The sequence below is a fragment of the Paracoccus laeviglucosivorans genome (genome assembly GCF_900182695.1).
GTDB classification, from domain to species: Bacteria; Pseudomonadota; Alphaproteobacteria; order Rhodobacterales; family Rhodobacteraceae; genus Paracoccus; species Paracoccus laeviglucosivorans.
In genome coordinates this window covers 48848-66783 of record NZ_FXTK01000017.1, presented here as the reverse complement: position 1 = coordinate 66783, position 17936 = coordinate 48848, and the positions used below count along the sequence as shown (strand labels likewise).

18 protein-coding genes are annotated in these 17936 nt (G+C 63.3%); 8 read left to right on the top strand and 10 right to left on the bottom strand.

Translation table 11 applies throughout. The features are described from left to right. Positions 1 to 17 precede the first annotated feature (17 nt). Positions 18 to 2123, bottom strand: coding sequence for a TonB-dependent siderophore receptor (locus FN835_RS15925; RefSeq protein ID WP_142664217.1), 2106 nt, complete (start codon positions 2121 to 2123; stop codon positions 18 to 20). 222 nt (positions 2124 to 2345) lie between these two features. On the opposite strand from FN835_RS15925, the gene FN835_RS15920 reads away from it, so the two are divergent. Continuing rightward, the gene (locus FN835_RS15920; RefSeq protein WP_142664216.1) at positions 2346 to 2900 is read left to right on the top strand and encodes a dual specificity protein phosphatase family protein; all 555 of its coding nucleotides are present in this window, start codon (positions 2346 to 2348) and stop codon (positions 2898 to 2900) included. Here FN835_RS15920 and FN835_RS15915 read toward each other — a convergent pair. The 6 genes from FN835_RS15915 to FN835_RS15890 all read right to left on the bottom strand — a co-directional run bounded on the left by FN835_RS15915 (position 2888) and on the right by FN835_RS15890 (position 8300). Continuing rightward, a complete protein-coding gene (locus FN835_RS15915; protein WP_142664215.1) occupies positions 2888 to 4156 on the bottom strand; it encodes a histidine kinase dimerization/phospho-acceptor domain-containing protein in 1269 nt (422 codons plus the stop codon). The genes FN835_RS15920 and FN835_RS15915 overlap by 13 nt on opposite strands. Next, a complete protein-coding gene (locus FN835_RS15910) occupies positions 4156 to 4908 on the bottom strand; it encodes a glycosyltransferase family 2 protein (protein ID WP_142664214.1) in 753 nt (250 codons plus the stop codon). The genes FN835_RS15915 and FN835_RS15910 overlap by 1 nt, the downstream gene beginning before the upstream one ends. Further along, complete coding sequence (locus FN835_RS21650; protein WP_142664213.1) at positions 4896 to 6458, bottom strand: ArnT family glycosyltransferase; 1563 nt, start codon at positions 6456 to 6458, stop codon at positions 4896 to 4898. The genes FN835_RS15910 and FN835_RS21650 overlap by 13 nt, the downstream gene beginning before the upstream one ends. After that, positions 6455 to 6730 carry a lipid-A-disaccharide synthase N-terminal domain-containing protein gene (locus tag FN835_RS15900; RefSeq protein WP_142664212.1) on the bottom strand — a complete coding sequence of 92 codons (276 nt, stop codon included), beginning with the start codon at positions 6728 to 6730 and terminating at the stop codon, positions 6455 to 6457. The genes FN835_RS21650 and FN835_RS15900 overlap by 4 nt, the downstream gene beginning before the upstream one ends. Positions 6731 to 6794: 64 nt before the next feature. Then, entirely contained in the window at positions 6795 to 7451 is a 657-nt protein-coding gene (locus FN835_RS15895) for a response regulator transcription factor (protein WP_142664211.1), read from the bottom strand. A gap of 63 nt (positions 7452 to 7514) precedes the next feature. Then, positions 7515 to 8300: an HpcH/HpaI aldolase family protein gene (locus FN835_RS15890; protein ID WP_142664210.1), complete on the bottom strand. Its 786-nt coding sequence runs from the start codon at positions 8298 to 8300 to the stop codon at positions 7515 to 7517. A 127-nt stretch (positions 8301 to 8427) separates the two neighbouring features. On the opposite strand from FN835_RS15890, the gene FN835_RS15885 reads away from it, so the two are divergent. After that, the gene (locus tag FN835_RS15885) at positions 8428 to 9384 is read left to right on the top strand and encodes a helix-turn-helix domain-containing GNAT family N-acetyltransferase (protein WP_221930450.1); all 957 of its coding nucleotides are present in this window, start codon (positions 8428 to 8430) and stop codon (positions 9382 to 9384) included. Here FN835_RS15885 and FN835_RS15880 read toward each other — a convergent pair. Further along, a complete protein-coding gene (locus FN835_RS15880) occupies positions 9359 to 10261 on the bottom strand; it encodes a DMT family transporter (protein WP_281285417.1) in 903 nt (300 codons plus the stop codon). The two genes, FN835_RS15885 and FN835_RS15880, sit on opposite strands and share 26 nt — an antisense overlap. A gap of 190 nt (positions 10262 to 10451) precedes the next feature. After that, positions 10452 to 12311, bottom strand: coding sequence for a helix-turn-helix domain-containing protein (locus FN835_RS15875; RefSeq protein ID WP_185958721.1), 1860 nt, complete (start codon positions 12309 to 12311; stop codon positions 10452 to 10454). Positions 12312 to 12486: 175 nt separating this feature from the next. Between FN835_RS15875 and FN835_RS15870 the strand changes: the two genes are divergently transcribed. Further along, complete coding sequence (locus FN835_RS15870) at positions 12487 to 13710, top strand: MFS transporter (protein WP_142664207.1); 1224 nt, start codon at positions 12487 to 12489, stop codon at positions 13708 to 13710. 1 nt (position 13711) lies between these two features. After that, positions 13712 to 15103, top strand: coding sequence for an amidohydrolase (locus FN835_RS15865; RefSeq protein ID WP_142664206.1), 1392 nt, complete (start codon positions 13712 to 13714; stop codon positions 15101 to 15103). Between the two features lie 45 nt (positions 15104 to 15148). Here the strand turns inward: FN835_RS15865 and FN835_RS15860 are convergent, their stop codons facing one another. Continuing rightward, on the bottom strand, positions 15149 to 15373 hold the full coding sequence (locus FN835_RS15860; protein ID WP_221930449.1) for an SDR family oxidoreductase: 225 nt from the start codon (positions 15371 to 15373) through the stop codon (positions 15149 to 15151). On the opposite strand from FN835_RS15860, the gene FN835_RS21900 reads away from it, so the two are divergent. From FN835_RS21900 to FN835_RS15840, 4 genes are all read left to right on the top strand, one after another. Further along, positions 15275 to 15598, top strand: coding sequence for a LysR family transcriptional regulator (locus tag FN835_RS21900; protein ID WP_142664245.1), 324 nt, complete (start codon positions 15275 to 15277; stop codon positions 15596 to 15598). The genes FN835_RS15860 and FN835_RS21900 overlap by 99 nt on opposite strands. Positions 15599 to 16134: 536 nt before the next feature. After that, the gene (locus FN835_RS15850) at positions 16135 to 16662 is read left to right on the top strand and encodes a sigma-70 family RNA polymerase sigma factor (RefSeq protein ID WP_142664205.1); all 528 of its coding nucleotides are present in this window, start codon (positions 16135 to 16137) and stop codon (positions 16660 to 16662) included. Continuing rightward, positions 16652 to 17398 (top strand): anti-sigma factor family protein, encoded by a 747-nt coding sequence (locus FN835_RS15845; protein ID WP_142664204.1) that lies wholly within the window; start codon positions 16652 to 16654, stop codon positions 17396 to 17398. The genes FN835_RS15850 and FN835_RS15845 overlap by 11 nt, the downstream gene beginning before the upstream one ends. A gap of 14 nt (positions 17399 to 17412) precedes the next feature. Beyond that, positions 17413 to 17934: a DUF2076 domain-containing protein gene (locus FN835_RS15840; RefSeq protein WP_142664203.1), complete on the top strand. Its 522-nt coding sequence runs from the start codon at positions 17413 to 17415 to the stop codon at positions 17932 to 17934. Positions 17935 to 17936 lie beyond the last annotated feature (2 nt).

Here is a 17936-nt window from a genome sequence, read left to right as displayed (position 1 = left end):
TCGTATCTGGAAACGTGTCAGAAGCGGCGCGACAGGTTCAGGTCGATGGTCCGACCCTCATCCTTGTAGCACCAGCCGGCGGTGCAGGTCTGTTCCCGGCGGTCCAGCGCATTACGCACGTTCAGTTGCAGCTGCGTGCCCGCATAGCCCTGTTTCGCGAAGTCATAGGACAGGCCCAGATCGACATAGGTGCGGCTGGAATTGCGGATCGTGTTGCTGTCGTCACCATAGCTTTTGCCGACATAGCGGATGCCGCCCATCAGCGCCAAATTCTCCAGCGCGCCTGAAGGGATGGCGTATTTCGCAAACAGCGACAGCGTATCGTTGGGCGTGCCGGACAATTCCTTGCCCTCGGTTCCTGCGCTGCCCTTGTCGATCGTGACCTTCATATGCGCATATGAGGCGACAAGGTTCAGGCCGTTGTCCAGCGTGCTGTTCGCCTCAAGCTCGAACCCGCGCGAGGTCAGGTTATAGTCGATGCCGCGATTGCGCCCGTCATTGCCCACGACCAGAACCATGCCGTGATCCTGCCGGATGTCGAACAGCGATGCGGTGATCATCGTGTTGCCATCGGGCAGTTCGTATTTCAGGCCGATTTCCTTTTGCAGCGCCTCGGTCGCTTCGGCGGGGGCGCCGCTGGTGTCCGAGGTGTTTTCGAACACCTGGCTGATATTGGGCGCGAACGAGGTCGAGATATTGGCAAAGGGCGTCATGCCGTTGGCAAGTTCATAGGACACGCCCAGGCGGCCGGTGAAGGCTTCGTCCTTTTGCTGACCCGCATCGACCGCGCCGGTCGCCAGATCCGCATCGGCATAATCGGTCGTCACCCAGTCATAGCGCGCCGAGGCCGAGATGGTCAGCCCGTCCCGCTCGATCTGGTCGGCAATGTAGATGCCTTTCTGCGTCTGCTTGCGCGACGCATAGAAGGGCACATCCATCGCATCGTTCGCGTCCGGGCCAAGCGTCGTATAACCCGTGTCGGCGCTGTATTTCGCCAGCGTGTAATCCGCGCCAAAGGCCAGCGTGTGGCCAAAGCTGCCGGTCTGGAATTTATGTTCCAGCATGGCGTCGATCACATGCGTGCTGGCGTCTTCGTGGTAGCGCGTCCAATAGGACGGGGCCAGATCGTCAGCCGAAGTCCCGGACCGGATCGCATAGCGCATGTCGGTGCGGACCTTGGTATAGCGATAGCTTTGGCGGAACTGGGTGCTGTCGCCCAGATCCTGCGTGAATTCATAGCCCAGCAGGAATTGTTCCTGATCATAGATGTTGTAATCGGGATCGCCTGCGGGTTCGTCCGTCACGCTCCAGTCCGAAGGGGTAACGCTGGAATCGAACCAGTTATAGGCCACCGCGCCGGTCCGGCTTTTGGCATATTCGGCCATGACCAACAGCTTTTGCGTGTCGGACAGCTGATAGGAAATCGAGGGCGCGATCAGCACGTGATCGTCGGCATAGCCGTCCAGATGCGTGTCGGCATCACGGCCAACCGCGATAAAACGGTAAAGCACATCGCCGTCCGCATCCAGCGGCCCGGTGAAATCGACGGATGCCTGCGCACGGGCGTTGCTGCCATAGCTCAGGCTGGTTTCGTGATACGGCGTGTCCTTGGGCCGTTTGCTGACAAGGTTCACGATGCCGCCCGGCGTGCTGACACCAAACATCGACGATGCCGGACCTTTCAGCACGGCGATCCCCTCCAGCGTATAGGGGTCGTTGCGATACCAAGACGACAGCCCGTTGAAGCTGCGCAGGCCGTCACGGAATACCCCGGTCTGATAGGCGGGAAAACCGCGCAGATAGAATGCGTCATAGCGGGTGTCGAACCCGAACACTCCCGGCGTGGCCGACGCGGTATAGCTCAGCGCCTCAAGCATTGTGCGGGGGGCCTGATCTTCAAGCTGGTCCTGCGTGATGACGCTGATCGACTGCGGCAGGCGCTTGATTTCGGCATCGATCCGCATGGCCTGACGGCCCGAGCGCGCCAGATAGCCGTATTGGTCCAGCGTGTCGCCGCTTTCAGCGTTCAGCACGATCTCATCCAGCTGGACGGCTTCCTGCGCGATGGCAAAGGACGGCATGACCGTGCCGGCAAGCAGCAGCACCAGAAAACGATTGGACAATTCAGATCTCCCGACAGGATGGACGTCCGCAAGCGACGCGGGTGGCAGGCATCATAGCCAGAGCGGATCGCCGTGGGAATTTAGCTGAGTATTTCAGTCAGGAAGTGCGACTTTCCTGCCGCAGTCAATTTTCACGCACCAAATCTTGCGTGCCTGCGCGCCGTTCAGTCTGGGTTCAGTTTCGCAGTGCTTTGTGCCGAAAAACGCACGGGCTGTCGCAATATGAAACGCTTTCGCTATCTTCTGTCTTTGGTGCTTGTGGCTGTAACCCTGTTGGCAGCGCATCTGCTTGGTTTGCAGTTTGGGGGCAATTTCCATGCCGTCGTTCCGGGCGAGGCGTATCGCTCGGGCCAGCCATCGGCCGAGGATCTGACGCGCTGGACCTACAGCCATGGTATCCGCAGCGTCATCAACCTGCGGGGCACGCATGTCGGCACGCCCTGGTATGATGCCGAGATCGCGGCCTCGGAAAAGCTTGGCTTGCAGCATTTCGATTTCGCCATGTCGGCGCGCAAGGAGTTGTCGGCGCAGGATGCGGAACGCCTGATCGGGATGTTGCGCGATGCGCCCAAGCCCGTGCTGATCCATTGCATGTCCGGCGCCGACCGCACCGGCCTTGCCGCCGCGTTGTATCTGGCCCAAAGCGGGCATGACGAAGACCGCGCCGAGGCGCAGATCTCGATCCGCTATGGTCATCTGTCGATCCCCTACACCGCCGCATGGCCGATGGATCAGACCTGGGAAAAGCTGGAAGCGATGTTCGGCTACGAATCTTGACGCATCGGGCCGAAATGCACGGTGGCGCGAAAACCGTCCACGCTGCCGGGGATCGGGGATTGCAGTTCCAGCCACCCTCCGGCGTTTTGGGCCAGTGTATCGACAATTGCGAGGCCAAGGCCGGAACCGATTTCCCGACTGCCCGCCCGTTCAAAGCGGCGGGTCAGGCGGGCCAGCTTGTCCGGCGCGACCATCTGGCCGTGGTTGCTGACCTGAAACAGTTGCTTTGTCAGGCGGATGGTGACGGGTTGCTGACCGTGCAGTTCCGCATTCTCGATCAGGTTGCGGGCCATAGGGGCAAAGACATCGACATCCATGCGCACCATCACCGGATGGTCGGGAATGTCATAGCGATGCCCGCCCTTGCAGTCCGATGCGACAAGCCGCAGCACCGGGGCCAGATCGTGCAGGCCGGGATCATCGTCGCGCACCACCTCGGCGCGGGCCAGTTCAAGCAGCTTTGCCGACAGGCGCGACAGGCGCTGCATGGTGCGGGCGATTGCCTCGGCCCGCGACCGGATGGCGGGGTCGTCGGCCTTGTCGATCAGCAGTTGCGTCTGGGCATAGGCGGCGGCGATGGGTGTGCGCAATTCATGCGCGGCGTTTGACGAAAAACTGCGCTCGGCCTCGAACGCGTCGGACAGGCGCGCCATCAGACGGTTGATCGCATCGCGCACCGGCTCAAGCTCCTCGGGGGTCGCGGGGGCGTCAATGGGGTGCAGATCGGCGGCACTGCGGCCCTCGACCTCGGCTGACAGGGCGCGGATCGGGGCCAGCCTGCGCCGGATGAAGGCGCGCGTTGCCAGAAATGCCAAGGGCAGCAGCAGGACCGAAGGCAGCAGCATCGCCACAAGCGTTTCGCGCGCGGCCTCGCGCCGTTCTTTCAGCGGGTCGGCCACGCGCAGGGCGCTGCCATCGGGGTTGTGCAGCGTCAGCACGCGCATATCGCCCGCCTCGCTGAAACCCTGATCGGCGGCCATCGAAAACAGGGTGCTGTCCGTGCCGGGTGACCGGAACTGAACCGTGCCATCGGGCGCGGTCAGTTCCACGAACAGGTCCGATCCGCGTGTGCCACCCCCGCTTCGATCCGAGATCGAAAGGACATGATCGGCCACGCGGGCCAGACTGGCATCGTAAATCTCGTCCAGCTCCTCGCGGAGTGCGATCCAGCCTACGAACATCGCAACGAACCAGACGACGATGATCCCCGCGCCGAACCCGCCGACAAGGTCGCGAAGCAGACTGGATTTGCGCATCAACTTTCCCCGTTCGCAGCTCCGGGCCCTTCCAGCGTCGTCGAGGGCACACCGGCCCGCATGATCAGCCACGCCGCCCCCGCAAGGTCAACAATTCCGACCATCGCCCTGCGAAAGTTGGTGTATTTCGAAGCTCCGGCGATGCGGGGGCGATGGGTGACCGGACTGACCAGCACCAGCCAGCCTTCGCGCTGCATCATGGCCGGAGTAAAGCGGTGGATGTGGTTGAAGAACGGCAGGCCAAGCCACGCATCGCGCCGGAACAGCTTTAGCCCGCAACCGGAATCGGCCACCGTGTCGTGCAGGCAGTAATTCCTGATCCGGTTCGCCAGCACGGATGCAAGCCTGCGACTGCCCGCGTCCTGCCGGTCGCGGCGCTGGCCCTGCACCAGCCCGACCCTTGCCGCGTCCGCCTGTTCCAGACGCGCGATCAGGGTAAGGATCTGGTCGGGCGGGTTCTGGCCGTCGCCGTCCAGCGTGGCAATCCAAGCGGTTGTGGCGGCGCGCACGCCCGTGCGGATGGCCGACGATTGGCCCCAGCAGCGCCCATGCCGGATCAGCCTAAGGCGCGGATCGTCGGGGAATTGCCGCAGCAGCGCCGCCGCCGTGCCATCGGTCGAGCCGTCATCGACGACAAGGATCTCTGCACAGACCGGCCCAAGGGCGCCAAAGGTCTCGGCCACCAGATCGGCGATTGCCCCGGCTTCGTTGTGGCAGGGGATGACGACCGTGATCGGGTTTAGTTGCGGCATGGCTGCCCCCTGTCGCTTTGGGTCTGCGGCAGCCAGATGCCCCAAGGCTGCCCCCGGAAATCTATCGTGTCGGCGGGCTGGCCCGGTCCGTTCTTCAGCGGTGCGGTCAGCACCCGACCCGCGCATTCCTGCAGCCAGTCCAAGGCCGATCCGGCGTCGCCAAAGACGATGACCGGATGATGCAGCCGCCCTGCAAAGGTGAACTGCCCATGATATTTGCCGTCAATCAGCCCGATGCCTTGGGTGTCATGCGGGGCCAGCCTGCGCGCCAGCGGGGCTGCGTCATGCGACTCGCCCATTTCGCCCAGAAAGATGCAGGCGGATGCGCAGACGACCAGCGGCGCGGCAAGAAATACCGTCACCCCGTCGATCAGCGCCACCGCAGCGGCGGCGGCCAGCAACGCCACGACCAGCAGGGCGACGGGGTGCGGGTTCGCCGCCGTGATGTATTCCTGCGGCGCAAGCCCTACGATCAGCGCACACATGGCCAACGCTAACCCAAAAGGCAGCAGGCAAGCGATGGGTGCGCGGCGCTTGCTGCCCGCCAGCGCGGGTGCGAATGCGATGGCAAAGGCGGGCAGCACCGGGATCAGGTAATGCGCCTGCTTGCCGCTGATCAGGCTGAAGATCAGCAGGGTCGCCACGCTCCAGACCACCAGCGGAGGGGTGAACCGGGCCTGCCGCCAGATCCGGGGCGACCATGCCCAAGGCCAGAGCAGCAGCGGCAGGACGGCCAGAAAGAACCAGACCGGACGGCCATGCGCGAAGGATTGCACCATGCGGCCCGCGGATTGCGTCCACAGGATCGCCTCGCGGTATTCCGGGCTGCCGACGGTCAGGGCGGGCACAAGCCACAGCCCGACGATGGCCAGCGCCAGGCAGATCGCCGCGCCCAGTCCCTGGGCCATGGCGCGCAGGCCGATGCCTTTCCACCACGCCGCAGCCACGGCGATGGGCAACAGGTGGATCAGGATGACCGGCCCCTTGGCCAGCGCACCAAAGGCAAGCGCCGCACCAAGGACCAGCCAGGGCCGCAGCCCGCGCCGTTCGACATGGGTCAGTGCCAGAACGCCTGCTGCGGTGGCGGCGCTCAGCATCGTGTCGAACATCGTCAGCCCGCCATAAAGCGCAAAGCCCAACGAGCCTGACAGGATCAGCGCGGCCCAACCGCCATATTCCGGCCGCTGGGGATGCAGACGCGCGCCCAGCCGGGCGGTCAGTGCGATGGTCACAAGCCCAAAGACCGGCGCGACCAGACGCGCCGCGAACCCGGACGGTCCGGTGAACAGCCAGACCAGATTGATCAGCCAGAACAGCATGGGCGGCTTGTCGCTATAGGCGTGGCCGTTCAGATGCGGGACCAGCCAGTCATGGCCCAGCCGCATTTCCCATGCCACCGCCAGATAGCGCGTCTCATCAATGGGCAGGGTGGGGCGGATCAGGATGCCAAGCAGCGAAACCGCGCCAAAGATGCACAGCGCGGCAACCAGCGGACGATGGCCCGCCTGAACTGCCGCGTGGGGCGGGGCGGTGACGTCTTGCACGCTCATGCGCCCTCCGCGTGCTTGACTTTGCGGATCATGAAAAGGTTGCGGATATAGACGATCAGTCCCGCCGCCTGTCCAAAGACGAAAACCGGATCGCGCCGCGCGACGGCATAGACCAGCAGCATCACCCCGCCCCCAAGGCTGAGCCACCAGAAGGCGATGGGGATCGTGCTGCGCCGGTGCTTTTCGCTGACGATCCACTGCACCAGAAATCGTGCCGTGAACATGGACTGGCCTGCCAGTCCGAAAGCCAGCCAGAATGGCGTCATGATCATCTTAGCCCCCGTCGGTTATCCGAAGGCACAATGAACCCATGAAGCTGAAAGGAAACTGAACGGCTTAGATGATGATGCTGTATCCGATGCCGCGCTGGGTCTGGATGCAGTCGCGGCCCAATTTGCGACGCAGGCGGCTGACATAGACCTCGACCGTGTTGCTTTCGACGCCCTGGTCAAAGGAATACAGCCTATCCTCGATCATCGCCCGACTGATCGGACGCCCGGAGCCGGACAGCAGGGTTTCCAGCACGATCCATTCCGTGGCGCTTAGCGTGACCGGCCCGTCTGGTCCGGTCATCGCGCGGCGGGCAAGGTCGATGTCGAATGCGCCGATCCGGGTCAGCGGACTGGGATTGCCGTTATAGCGCCGCCCGACCGCGCCGATCCGGGCCGAAAGCTCGGCCAGATCGAAGGGTTTGACCAGATAGTCATCCGCCCCCGCATCCAGCCCGGCGATCCTTTCCGAGATGCGGTCCATCGCCGTCAGGATGATGACGGGAACATGCCCGCCGCGACGGCGAAGCGCGCGCAGAAAGTCGATGCCCCTGCCATCGGGCAGCATCATGTCCAGCAGCACCAGATCATAGCCTATGGTGTCCATGCAGGCTTCCGCATCCGCCAGCAGCGTCATCCAATCGACGACATGGCCCTGCGCGCCGATGCGTTCCCGCACCGCCGCCCCAAGGTCATTGTCATCCTCGATCAGCAATATCCGCACGGCATTTCCCCGGTGCTTTCCGTCAGCGACCACACATGCGCCGGTCGCGCAGACGGCGCGGTGTCAGTAGGCGCGCACCACCTGCGCCACGGTCTGGTCACGCTCGGCCGCCGCACCTCGGGCGCCCGCGATCAGCAATGAGATGTCGCTTGGCCCGACGATGAAGCGATAGCCAAGCGCGCGAAGCTTGTCCCAGTCGCGCCCCGCGCCCGTGATCGTGGCAAGCGGCTTTCCTGCCGCCGCCGCGCCCGCCTCGATCCGGCGTAGCAGTTCTTGCGGGGCGGGCTCCATCATGCGTTCCAGATGATCGATCGAGCCTGCAAGATCATTGGGGCCGATGAAAAGCATGTCCACACCCGGCAAGGCGGCGATTTCGGGCAGGTTTTCGACCGCCTCGATATGTTCGCATTGCAAGATCAGCAGCAACTCATCCGCCGCTTCGTTGCGCGCATAACCCGGACGCGCGCCCCAGCCCGAGGCGCGGACCACAGGCGCCGCATAGCCGCGACGGCCAAGCGCGGGATAGCGGCAGGCACCGACGATGGCGCGGGCATGTTCGGGGGTGTTCACCATTGGCACGATCAGCGACCGGAACCCGCGGTCCAGCACCCGTTTCAGCAAAGTTTCGGACCCGTCCGGCACACGCAGCACCACATCCGCCCCGGCCGCTTCGGCGGCACGGGCGACGGCCACCCAATCGTCCAGATCGCCCACACCGTGTTCGCCGTCGATGACCAGCGTGTTCCAGCCGTGGCGGGCCATGATCTCGGCGATGTCGGGGTTGCCCAGTCCGACCCAGGCTGCGGCGACCTGTTCGCCTGCGGTGATGCGTTGTTTAAGACGGTTCATTCGGCTGTCTCCCCCTTGTCGAATGTCATGCCGGTCCACCATCAACGACCCCGCGCGTCAAATCCATCTTGAAACCGCAAAAACAATCGGAATATAGTTGCGTTATGCAACTATATGGATATGCCCGATGACGATGCCGGTTTCCAGCAACACAACCATCAGCGCCATCCGGTCAGCGTCTCGGGCATTGGTGCGCGAGCTAGGCTTTATGAATGGCTCGATCGCCGGGACCACGCTGCCGCCGTCTTCGGTCCATGCCTTGATCGAGGTGGAAGGCGGTAGCGCCACTGCTGCCGATCTTGCAGCGCGGCTGAGGCTGGATAAATCAAGCGTCAGCCGGATGCTGCGCAAACTGGTGGACGCCGGGCTGATCGAAGAGCGGCCGAACCCCGCAGACGGCCGCGCGAAAATCCTTGCCCTGACGCCATCGGGCAAGGTGTCGGTCGCCGGTATCCATGACTTTGCCCAGCGACAAGTGTCGGATGCGATTGCGCGACTGCCTGTTCACCAGACCGGCGTCGTCCTGCAAGGACTAGCGCTTTATGCAGACGCCTTGGGCGGGCGCAGCCGGACCGACGAACGGCCGCAATTGTCATTGGTTCAGGGCTATCAGCCGGGCCTGATCGCCCGGATCACGCAATTGCATATCGATTTCTATGCGCGGGAACATGGCTTTGGTCAGCTGTTCGAATCCCGCGTCGCTGCCGGTCTTGCCGAATTCAGCAATCGTCTGGACCGTGACTGCAATCGCGTCTGGACCGTGGTCCATGACGGCGTGATCAGCGGCTCAATCGCCATCGACGGCGAGGATCTGGGCGGGGGCAAGGCCCATCTACGCTGGTTCGTCGTGGATCAGGCGTTGCACGGTGCAGGAGCGGGACGCCAGCTGCTGGCGGCGGCGATGGCATTTGTCGATGGATACGGCTTTGCCGAAACGCATCTGGATACCTTTGCCGGTCTTGATGCCGCGCGTCGGCTTTATGAACGGGCGGGCTTTGCGCTGGCCGACGAAGTGGTCGGCGCGCAATGGGGGACAAAGGTTCGCGAACAGCGTTTCGTCAGGCCCGCAGGCCGCGCGACATAAGCCGGATCGCCCTTGTGGCCAAACCGCCCTTTGGCGCCGACCTGCGCCGTGCCCAGAATTCGGGTGCGACCAGCGCGCCGCCCGTCGTCACGATGACCAGCATCCCGACCAGCGCCAGTTCGTTCGGAACCGAGCCGAAGACGAGCCATCCCGAAAGCAGCGCCCAGACCGTCGCGGCGTAAAGAAACGGCGCGACCGCCGTGACATGGGACACGCGGTAAATCCTGACGATCAGCCAATGGGCGGTCATCAGGAACGCGCTGGAGATCAGCGTCAGCAGCAAGGTGCCCGCCGAGGGGACCACCCAGCTTTCGGTCAGGGCACCCGCGATGCCCGCCCCCATGACCTCCATCGCGCCAGCGCCGACGGCGATGACCAGACCGGGCACTTCGGGGCGGATACGGCGGCCCAGCAGGTCGCGTGCCGCAACGGCAACAGCGGCCCACAGACCCAGAAGCGAATACGGGCTGAATCCCGAAAGTCCGGGCTGCGCAACCAGAAGCGCCCCCATGAAGGCCGCGACGATCAGGCCCATCTGGGCAGGCCGCAGCTTTTCATCGAAAAACGCCACGGCACCCAGCAAAAGGATCAGCGGCGAGGTTTGTCCCAACGCCGTCAGGTCGGCGATCGGCGCATGGGCCAGCCCAAAGACGAAGCCCAGGGCCGCAAGCAGCTCGAAGAAGTTTCTTGCCTGCACCTGCGGCTCAAGCATCATGCGGGCCGCGCGGCGCAGGCCGAACGGGCGCAGCAGCACCATCCCCAAGACCACGACCCCGATGCCACGCATGAACAGCGCCTGAAAAGGCGGGATTTCGGCCATTGCCAGTTTCAGCGCGGTGTCGTTCAGTGTGAAACACGCGGTCGCGATCACCATCATGTGGATCCCGCTCAATTGCATGCGCTGCACGGAAATGTCCTTGATCAAATGTCTTGGAAATCGGGGGAGAGGTCTGCCAGTCGAATCTGGCGATCTGGCGCATATATCCAGATGCAAGCCGGTTCCATGAAATAGTCCCTGCAGCGCCAAGATGGCCGGCCCCTGTGGCGCTGCGGACAGCATGGGCGTGTCAGCGCGTATCTGGATCGAAGATGGGGCCTGCGCCGTATTCTGCCTCAAGCTGGCAGGCAAGGCTAAGCAGGGTGTAATCGGCAGGGTCCGACAGGCTGCGGCTGATCAGCGCCTCGATCCGTTGAAGCCTTTGATAAAGCGTGTTGGGATGGATGTTCAGCGCCTGCGCGGTTCGCGCGGCGGACTTTCCCTCGGCCACGTAACGGATCAGCGTCTGATGCAGCTGGCGATGTCGCGGCTGGGTCAGGGGCGCAAGGATCTGGCGGCTGAAGTCCAGAATCTCATTCCGGGTGCGGTCCGTGAACAGCCGTTCGATGCCCATATCGCGATATCGCAACAGCCCCGCCTGATTGCGCCGCTGTTGCGCATGTGCGGCCTGCCGTGCCTCGGTCACCGCTTCGTCCAGATTGTCGAACTGCTCGCGCGCCGTGCTGGCGCCCATATGCAGCCCCATATCCGCAGCCGCCTTGGCCGCGGCCACAATGTTGCGTTCCAGCGCCGCCGCCGTCGAGGCCGAGATTGTAAGCACGATCCCTTCGTCCCGGTGAAAGGCCAGCACATTGCGGATCGGCAGTGCTTCCTGCAGCGCAGAAAGCACGCGGTAAGGGCCAAACACCGATCCGTCATCCGGCAGATCCGCCATCATCACCTGAATGTGGCGGTCGGGGTGAAATCCGAACTGGGTCGGGCGACGATCATCGCGGCTGCTGGTCAACTGATCGAACCATGCGCCCTTGCGGGCGTTCAGCAGGTCAAGCTGCGACAGGTTGCGCATGAAATCCAGTGCCATGAATGCGGCAACCGTGCCAAACAGCGCGCGCAGCACACCCGGATCACCCTTGATGCGGACCAGAAAGCGACCAACGGCAATCCCCGCCGCCTCGACCGTCTGGGTCAGCGCATGGGCTTCGTCCGCGTCCCGCCAACCGCTTGTCCGATGCGCAAGTCCAAGGACGCTCTCAAAGCGGAATTCGACCCGGTAAAGGCGCGCAACAGCATCAAGCTGCGCCGCCAGCCCGGTTTCCGAGGCGAAAATGTGCAAAAGCGCTTCGTGCAGGGATACGGCGCGGTCCAGATCGTGGTTCTTGCGCGTCAGCGCCTCGCGTGTTTCCTCAAGGTGGCGGGATGTCGCCAGCGCTTCCTGATAGCTTTGCGAGCGGCGATAGCCGATGGCAATCTGGGCCGCCAAGGATTGCAGGATTGCCAGATCAAACGGCGCGAACCTGCCTTCGGGCGAAAAGCAAAGCGTGGTCAGCGTGCCCAGGCATTTGCCCTCGGTCACGACTGGAACGCACATCAGCGCATTGGCGATGTCCGACCGCTCCATGAACGACTGGCTTTCGGGCCGCATGACCCGATGGGCGGCAATGATGTCCGCGCGGCCGTTCAAAAGCGCAGCGCGCTGGGTCGAGAACACCTCGCCCGAGATCGATTCGTTGGGCAGCAGGCGATATTGCCGATATTCTTCGGGAAGCCCTTCCTGCGCCACGGGAAGCAGAAAGCCGCTTTTTTCATCATACAGCCGCAGCACCCCGGAATCGCAGGCCCCAAGCACATGCCGGACCTCATGCAGCACGTTGCGCACGATTTCGGTGCCGTCGAGCGAATTGATCACCTCGGCATTGATCGAGGCCAGCATGGAAATCATCCGGCCCTGATGATCCGCGACGGCCGCCTGCACTGCGGCCTGAATGGCCGCGCAGACCGCAGCAGGGTTCGGGGCAGAAAACGTGAATTCCGTAATTTTTCCAGTGTGATAAGAATGATCCGCGATGACGGTGGAGTGTCCCGCATCGCATCGCTCCGTGCTGATCAGCACCGCCGCGTCCGACCGTGCTGCGACATCGCGATGCGTCATCGTCAGCCCCGTCACTTGCCGCAAGTCGCGTATCAGTGGATGTGAAAGAAAATCGGTCTGCATGTCACGCCATGTATGATTGCACAGATCTTTATCCGAAATACTGTGCGATCCTCCATAGAGTTTCGCGACAAACCGTCACAGAGCAGAAAAAACCAACTCAACAGGGTCGCTCATGTTCGCAAAAATTCAGCGCCGCCACGTCATCATAGGAATGTTGTTCCTGTGCTGGGTCATCGGCTTCCTCGATAAAACCGCCATCAACATCGCGATCATTCCGATCAGCGAGGAGTTTGGCATCACGCCCGAGCATCAGGGGATGATCATCTCGGCGTTCTTTCTGGCTTATTCGATGACGCAGCTGATCGGCGGCTATCTGGTGGACCGGCTGGGTTCGCGGCGCGTGCTGTCGTCGGCGGTCGCGGTCTGGTCGCTGGGCACGGTCGCCTGTGGCTTTGTCGGCAGCGCCTTTGGTCTGGCGGCCGCGCGTGCCGTCACCGGCGCGGGCGAGGCGGTCTTTCCCGCCGGCGGCTCGGTCGCGATCACCGAGAACTTTGAGAAATCAAAGATGGCGCGGGCGAAATCCGTCTTGCAATCGGGCGCTTCGGTCGGCTTCGCGCTGGGTTCGGTCATCATCACCGGCCTGATCGCGTGGCATAGCTGGCGCATGATGTTCATTGTGCTGGGCATCGTCGGCGTTGTCATGTCGATCGCACTTTACTGCATCATGCCGCCCCGCTCGGAAACGCTGGTCGCCAAATCGGGCGAGGCGAAGGTCTCGGAAAAACAGCGCATCAAGACGCTGCTGAAGAATACGCTGACCTGGAAAATCGCGTCCTGCTATTTCTTTACCAACATCGTGTTCTGGGGCCTTCAGTCGTGGCTGCCGTCCTATTGGGTCAAGGTCAAGGGCATGAGCATGATGGAAATGGGCGTCTATTCGATGATCCCGCCGACCATGGGCTTCATCTCGTTCCTGACCTGCGGCTGGTTGCTGGACCGCTTTTTCCACCAAAAGGAAAAATACCTGATCTGCATTGGTGCCACCGTCGCGGCAATCTTCATCTACCTGATGGCGAATGCGGAATCGATCCCGCTGGCCTTTGCCTATCTGACCGTCTCGAACGTGTTCCTGAACGCCATTTCGATCAGCGTGTTCACTACGATCATGAAGCACTTCCCGTCGAATTCGGTCGGAACCGCGACGGGGCTGATCAACTCGCTGGCGCAGCTTGGGTCGTTCGCGTCCCCCATGCTGATCGGCTGGGTGCTGGCCGCCACCGGACAGAACTATGGCATCGCGTTCAGCGTGATCGTTGCCTGCGCGCTGGTCGTCGTCGCCATCGCGATGACTTTCCCCGCAATTCACGCCAAGAAAAACACGGAACAAGCTGTCTGAAATGACCTATATCGACATCATCGAGCGCAGCGTTGCGGCGAATGCCGAAAACCTGAAATCCGTCGCGGACCGCATCTGGTCCTTTGCCGAAATCCGCTATGAAGAAGCGCAATCCGCAGCCCTGCTGGCCGATGAGCTGGAGGCCGCGGGCTTTCAGGTCACCCGGCAGGCCGGCGGGATCGAGACGGCCTTTGTCGCAAGCTACGGCTCGGGCCATCCGGTCGTCGCGATCCTTGGCGAATTCGACGCGCTGACCGGGCTTAGCCAGCAAAGCGGCGTGACGCAGCATGATCCGATCCAGCAGGGCGGCAACGGGCATGGATGTGGCCACAACCTGCTGGGCACCGGCGCGCTTGCGGCCATTCTGGCGCTGAAAGCCTGCAAGGATGAGCTGGACCTGAAAGGCACGATCCGCTTTTACGGCTGCCCCGCCGAGGAAGGTGGCGGCGGCAAGGCCTATATGGCACGCGAAGGTCTGTTCGACGGTGTGGACGTGGCATTTACGTGGCATCCGTGGGATGAAAACCTTGCCTATAACGCAAGGATGCTGGCGACGAACCAGCTGTATTTCACCTTTCGCGGCACCAGCGCCCATGCCGGGTTCGAGCCGCATCTGGGGCGCTCGGCGCTGGACGCGGTGGAACTGACCAATGTGGGTGCGAACTATCTGCGCGAACATATCATTCAGGACGGCCGCATCCATTACGCGATCACCGACGCCGGTGGCCGCGCGCCGAACGTCGTGCAGTCGCACGCACAGGTGCTTTACAAGGTCCGCGCCCCGCGCATGGATCAGGTCCGCGACATCACCGAGCGGGTTAAGGACGTTGCCCGTGGCGCGGCGCTGATGACCGGAACCGAGCTTGAGATCACCTTTGACGCCGCTTCGGCCGATCTGGTGCCCAACGTCACGCTGGCGCGGATGATGCATGGCGAGTTTGAGAAATTCGGCACTCCGACCTTTTCCAACAGCGAAAAGGATTTCGCGAGCCGCATCCAGAAGACCTTCGCGGCCGAGGTGCAATCGCGCATCGCCAAGCGCGGCAAGATCCTGTCCGAAGACCTGAACCCGTTCGAGGAGGAACCCACCTTCCTGCACGGCTCGACCGATGTGGGCGATGTCAGCTGGCTGGTGCCGACAGGTCAGGTCTATGTCGCGACCGAGGCTTACGGCACGCCGCCCCACACCTGGCAAATGGTCAGCCAGGGCAAAAGCGGCTATGCCCATAAGGGGATGCTTCAGGCCGGAAAAGTGCTGGCGGCCTCGGCGGTCAGGGCGCTGACCGACCCCGATCTGCTGGGCACGGCCAAGGCGGAACACAAGGAGCAGCTGGCCGGTGAAAGCTATCTGCCCCTGATCCCGCCCGAGGCTACGCCGCAGCGACTGCGCTGAGTATATCGACGCCGCCCCGCCCGTGGGGCGGCGTTTTTCGCACTGTCACTGCATGACCAGCCCGCCATCGACGGCATATTGGCTGCCCGTGACATAGCTTGCATCGTCCGACAGCAGGAACAGCGCGACCGCTGCCGCCTCCGCATCCGTTCCGATGCGGCCAAGGGGCAGATCATCCAGCACCGCGCGTTCGAAATCCCGGCGGCCGAACTTGGCGGCTTTCGCGGCGCTGCCGATCGTCTTGGGATCGCCCCCTCTGCCGTCAGTCATGCGGTGACGCAGCTTGAGGAGGATCTGGGCGTGCGCTTGCTGGCCCGCACCACCAGATCGACCCGCCCGACCGAGGAAGGCGCGCGGCTGCTGGCGCGTGTTTCGGCGGCGCTGGACGATATTGCCGATGCGCTGGCAGAGGCCGCGACGCAGCCCGAAACGCCGTCCGGTCCCTTGCGCATCACCATGCCGATGCTGGCCGCGGATGAGGTGATCATGCGATAGGGTGAATGGATGACCATCTGCGTCGCGCCCAGATATTCGCAGACCTCCAGCCCCTGCAGATGCTTGCGGCGGACCAGATAGCCCATCTCGGTATCGGGGTTGGCGATGTTCAGGCCCCAGAATGGCCCGTGAATGCCCAGACGGCCGGTATAACCCGCAAGCTGGGCCTTGGCGGTATCGGCCACCCCGCGCCAGTCGCCGTTCAGCAGATCGGCATTGCAAAAATCCTGAAGTTCCAGATCGCGTTGGTCGTTCATCAGGAAGTCGCGATATTCAGGCAGGTTCCGGGTGGTGATCGCAATTCCAACAAGCGGAAGATTGGTCATAGGTCAGGCCATTTGCTGATAAGCTACGGATGCTGACATATTGCCAGCGCTGCATGACAGGCAGGTTTATGACGGCGCTGATCTAGATGATCGAATATCCGGCCATTGCGCTTGCGCATCAGTGCCGCGGCACCCGATCGGCTGGTGTGCCTGCAAAAAAATTCGCGTCGGATGGATTAGTCCGGCCTTCGGCTTCGTATATTGATCAAGATGCCGAAACGAACCCGAGAAATTCTGGACCTGCTGCCGCGTCTGCGGCGCTATGCGCTGGTGCTGGCGCGTAACGAACCCGATGCCGACGATCTGCTGCAGGAAGCGTTCCTGCGCGCGCATGAACACCGCGCGACGCTGGACCCGTCGCGTCCGGTGCGAGGGTGGCTGATGTCGATCCTGCACAATGCCTTTATCGACGGCAAGCGCAGCCAGCGTGCGCGGGCGCGGCGCGAAGCGGATTTTGCGGGTTTCATCGACACGCAGGTGCCCGCCTCGCAGGAAATGGCGGTGCGGCTGGAACAGGTCCGCGCCGCGTTCTTTCTGCTTCCCACCGAACAGCGCGAGGCGCTGCACCTGATCGCGGTCGAAGAAATGTCCTATGCCGAGGCGGCGGCGCTTTTGCATATCCCGCAGGGCACGCTGATGTCGCGACTTGCCCGCGCCCGCGCCGCCCTGCGCGCCTATGAGGACGGAACCCGCACCCCGCTGCGGCTGGTCCAGAACGGAGACAGGCATGAAAGCTAAGGTCAATCAGGACGATCTGGATGCCTATGTCGATGGTCAGCTTGATCCGTGGCAACGCAACGCGGTCGAAGAATGGCTGGGCGACCATCCCGCCGATGCGGCTCGCGTGATGACCGACATCCACCGCCGCAACCAGCTTCGGCTGGCTCTGGCACTGCCCGATCCGCTCCGCTGCGACCGGCGCGAGGCCCGCAGGCTGGAACGCGCCATCGCGCCGCGCTGGTTGGGTGTCGGGCTGCCCTCGGCGGCGATTGCCGCGACCGTGGCGGCGCTTTGGCTGGCATTGGGGCCGGTCGGCCTGCGCGAAGGCGCGGCTTCGACCCCGCCGCCCGCCTTCGTCAAAAGCGCCCTTGCTGCGCGCGATGCCAGCGATTTGCGGCTGGCGATGCTGTCCCAGCCCGAAGCGCCGGATGTGGACGCGGCCGAAATCCGGGCGCTGACCGGGCTTGCACTGCCGCAGATGCCCGCCCGCTGGACGCCGCGCGACGTGCAGGTCTTTCCATCGCTGCAAGGGCCGGGCGTCGAGATGATCCTTGATACGCCCGAACATGGCCGCCTGTCGTTGTTCATCGTCCGCGCAGACGGTGGCGACGGGGCTGGCACGACGTATGCCGGGGAAACCGGCATCGCATGGATCACGCATGACGGCGTGGCCCATGTGCTGGGTGCGCGGGACGATCCCGCGCATCTGGCAGACACTGCCGAGCGTTTGCTCGGCTCCCTCCCCACCAACTGAAGGACCAATTCCCTATGGATCACAATGATCGCCAGGCCATTCAGGACCTGTTCGGTAAACTCGCCCATGTCGAGCGGCAGACGCCAGCCCGCGACGGCGAGGCCGAGGCGTTCATCCGCGACACCGTGGCCCGCCAACCGTCTGCGCCCTATTACATGGCGCAGACCGTCATCATGCAGGAACATGCGCTGAACATGGCCCAGCAGCGCATCGAGGAACTTGAGACGCAGGCCAGCCAGCCCCAGGGCGGCTTTCTGTCGCGCCTGATGGGCGGTAGTTCGTCCGTGCCGCGCGTTCAGCGCCAGCAACCGGGCATGATGCCCGGCGGTCAGATGCAACAGGCACAGGGCGGGGGTTTTCTGGCCGGTGCGGCGCAGACCGCGATGGGGGTCGCGGGCGGCGTGCTTCTGGGCAATGCCATCGGGTCGATGTTCGCCGGCGAAGCCTCGGCCGAAGAGGCCGCACCTCAGGACGAAGAAGACGAAGATCTCGGCTATGAAGATGCCGGTTTCGACGATGGCGGTGACGATTTCTGATG

What these genes read in the sequence shown, in the direction of transcription:
- FN835_RS15920 (WP_142664216.1), top strand. Translation starts at nt 2,346, where the DNA reads ATGAAACGCTTTCGCTATCTTCTGTCTTTGGTGCTTGTGGCTGTAACC.
- FN835_RS15865 (WP_142664206.1), top strand. Translation starts at nt 13,712, where the DNA reads ATGACCTATATCGACATCATCGAGCGCAGCGTTGCGGCGAATGCCGAA.
- FN835_RS15915 (WP_142664215.1), bottom strand. Translation starts at nt 4,156, where the DNA reads ATGCGCAAATCCAGTCTGCTTCGCGACCTTGTCGGCGGGTTCGGCGCG.
- FN835_RS15840 (WP_142664203.1), top strand. Translation starts at nt 17,413, where the DNA reads ATGGATCACAATGATCGCCAGGCCATTCAGGACCTGTTCGGTAAACTC.
- FN835_RS21650 (WP_142664213.1), bottom strand. Translation starts at nt 6,458, where the DNA reads ATGAGCGTGCAAGACGTCACCGCCCCGCCCCACGCGGCAGTTCAGGCG.
- FN835_RS15850 (WP_142664205.1), top strand. Translation starts at nt 16,135, where the DNA reads ATGCCGAAACGAACCCGAGAAATTCTGGACCTGCTGCCGCGTCTGCGG.
- FN835_RS15885 (WP_221930450.1), top strand. Translation starts at nt 8,428, where the DNA reads ATGACGATGCCGGTTTCCAGCAACACAACCATCAGCGCCATCCGGTCA.
- FN835_RS15880 (WP_281285417.1), bottom strand. Translation starts at nt 10,261, where the DNA reads ATGATGGTGATCGCGACCGCGTGTTTCACACTGAACGACACCGCGCTG.
- FN835_RS15890 (WP_142664210.1), bottom strand. Translation starts at nt 8,300, where the DNA reads ATGAACCGTCTTAAACAACGCATCACCGCAGGCGAACAGGTCGCCGCA.
- FN835_RS15900 (WP_142664212.1), bottom strand. Translation starts at nt 6,730, where the DNA reads ATGATCATGACGCCATTCTGGCTGGCTTTCGGACTGGCAGGCCAGTCC.
- FN835_RS15870 (WP_142664207.1), top strand. Translation starts at nt 12,487, where the DNA reads ATGTTCGCAAAAATTCAGCGCCGCCACGTCATCATAGGAATGTTGTTC.
- FN835_RS15910 (WP_142664214.1), bottom strand. Translation starts at nt 4,908, where the DNA reads ATGCCGCAACTAAACCCGATCACGGTCGTCATCCCCTGCCACAACGAA.
- FN835_RS15860 (WP_221930449.1), bottom strand. Translation starts at nt 15,373, where the DNA reads ATGACTGACGGCAGAGGGGGCGATCCCAAGACGATCGGCAGCGCCGCG.
- FN835_RS15845 (WP_142664204.1), top strand. Translation starts at nt 16,652, where the DNA reads ATGAAAGCTAAGGTCAATCAGGACGATCTGGATGCCTATGTCGATGGT.
- FN835_RS15875 (WP_185958721.1), bottom strand. Translation starts at nt 12,311, where the DNA reads ATGACGCATCGCGATGTCGCAGCACGGTCGGACGCGGCGGTGCTGATC.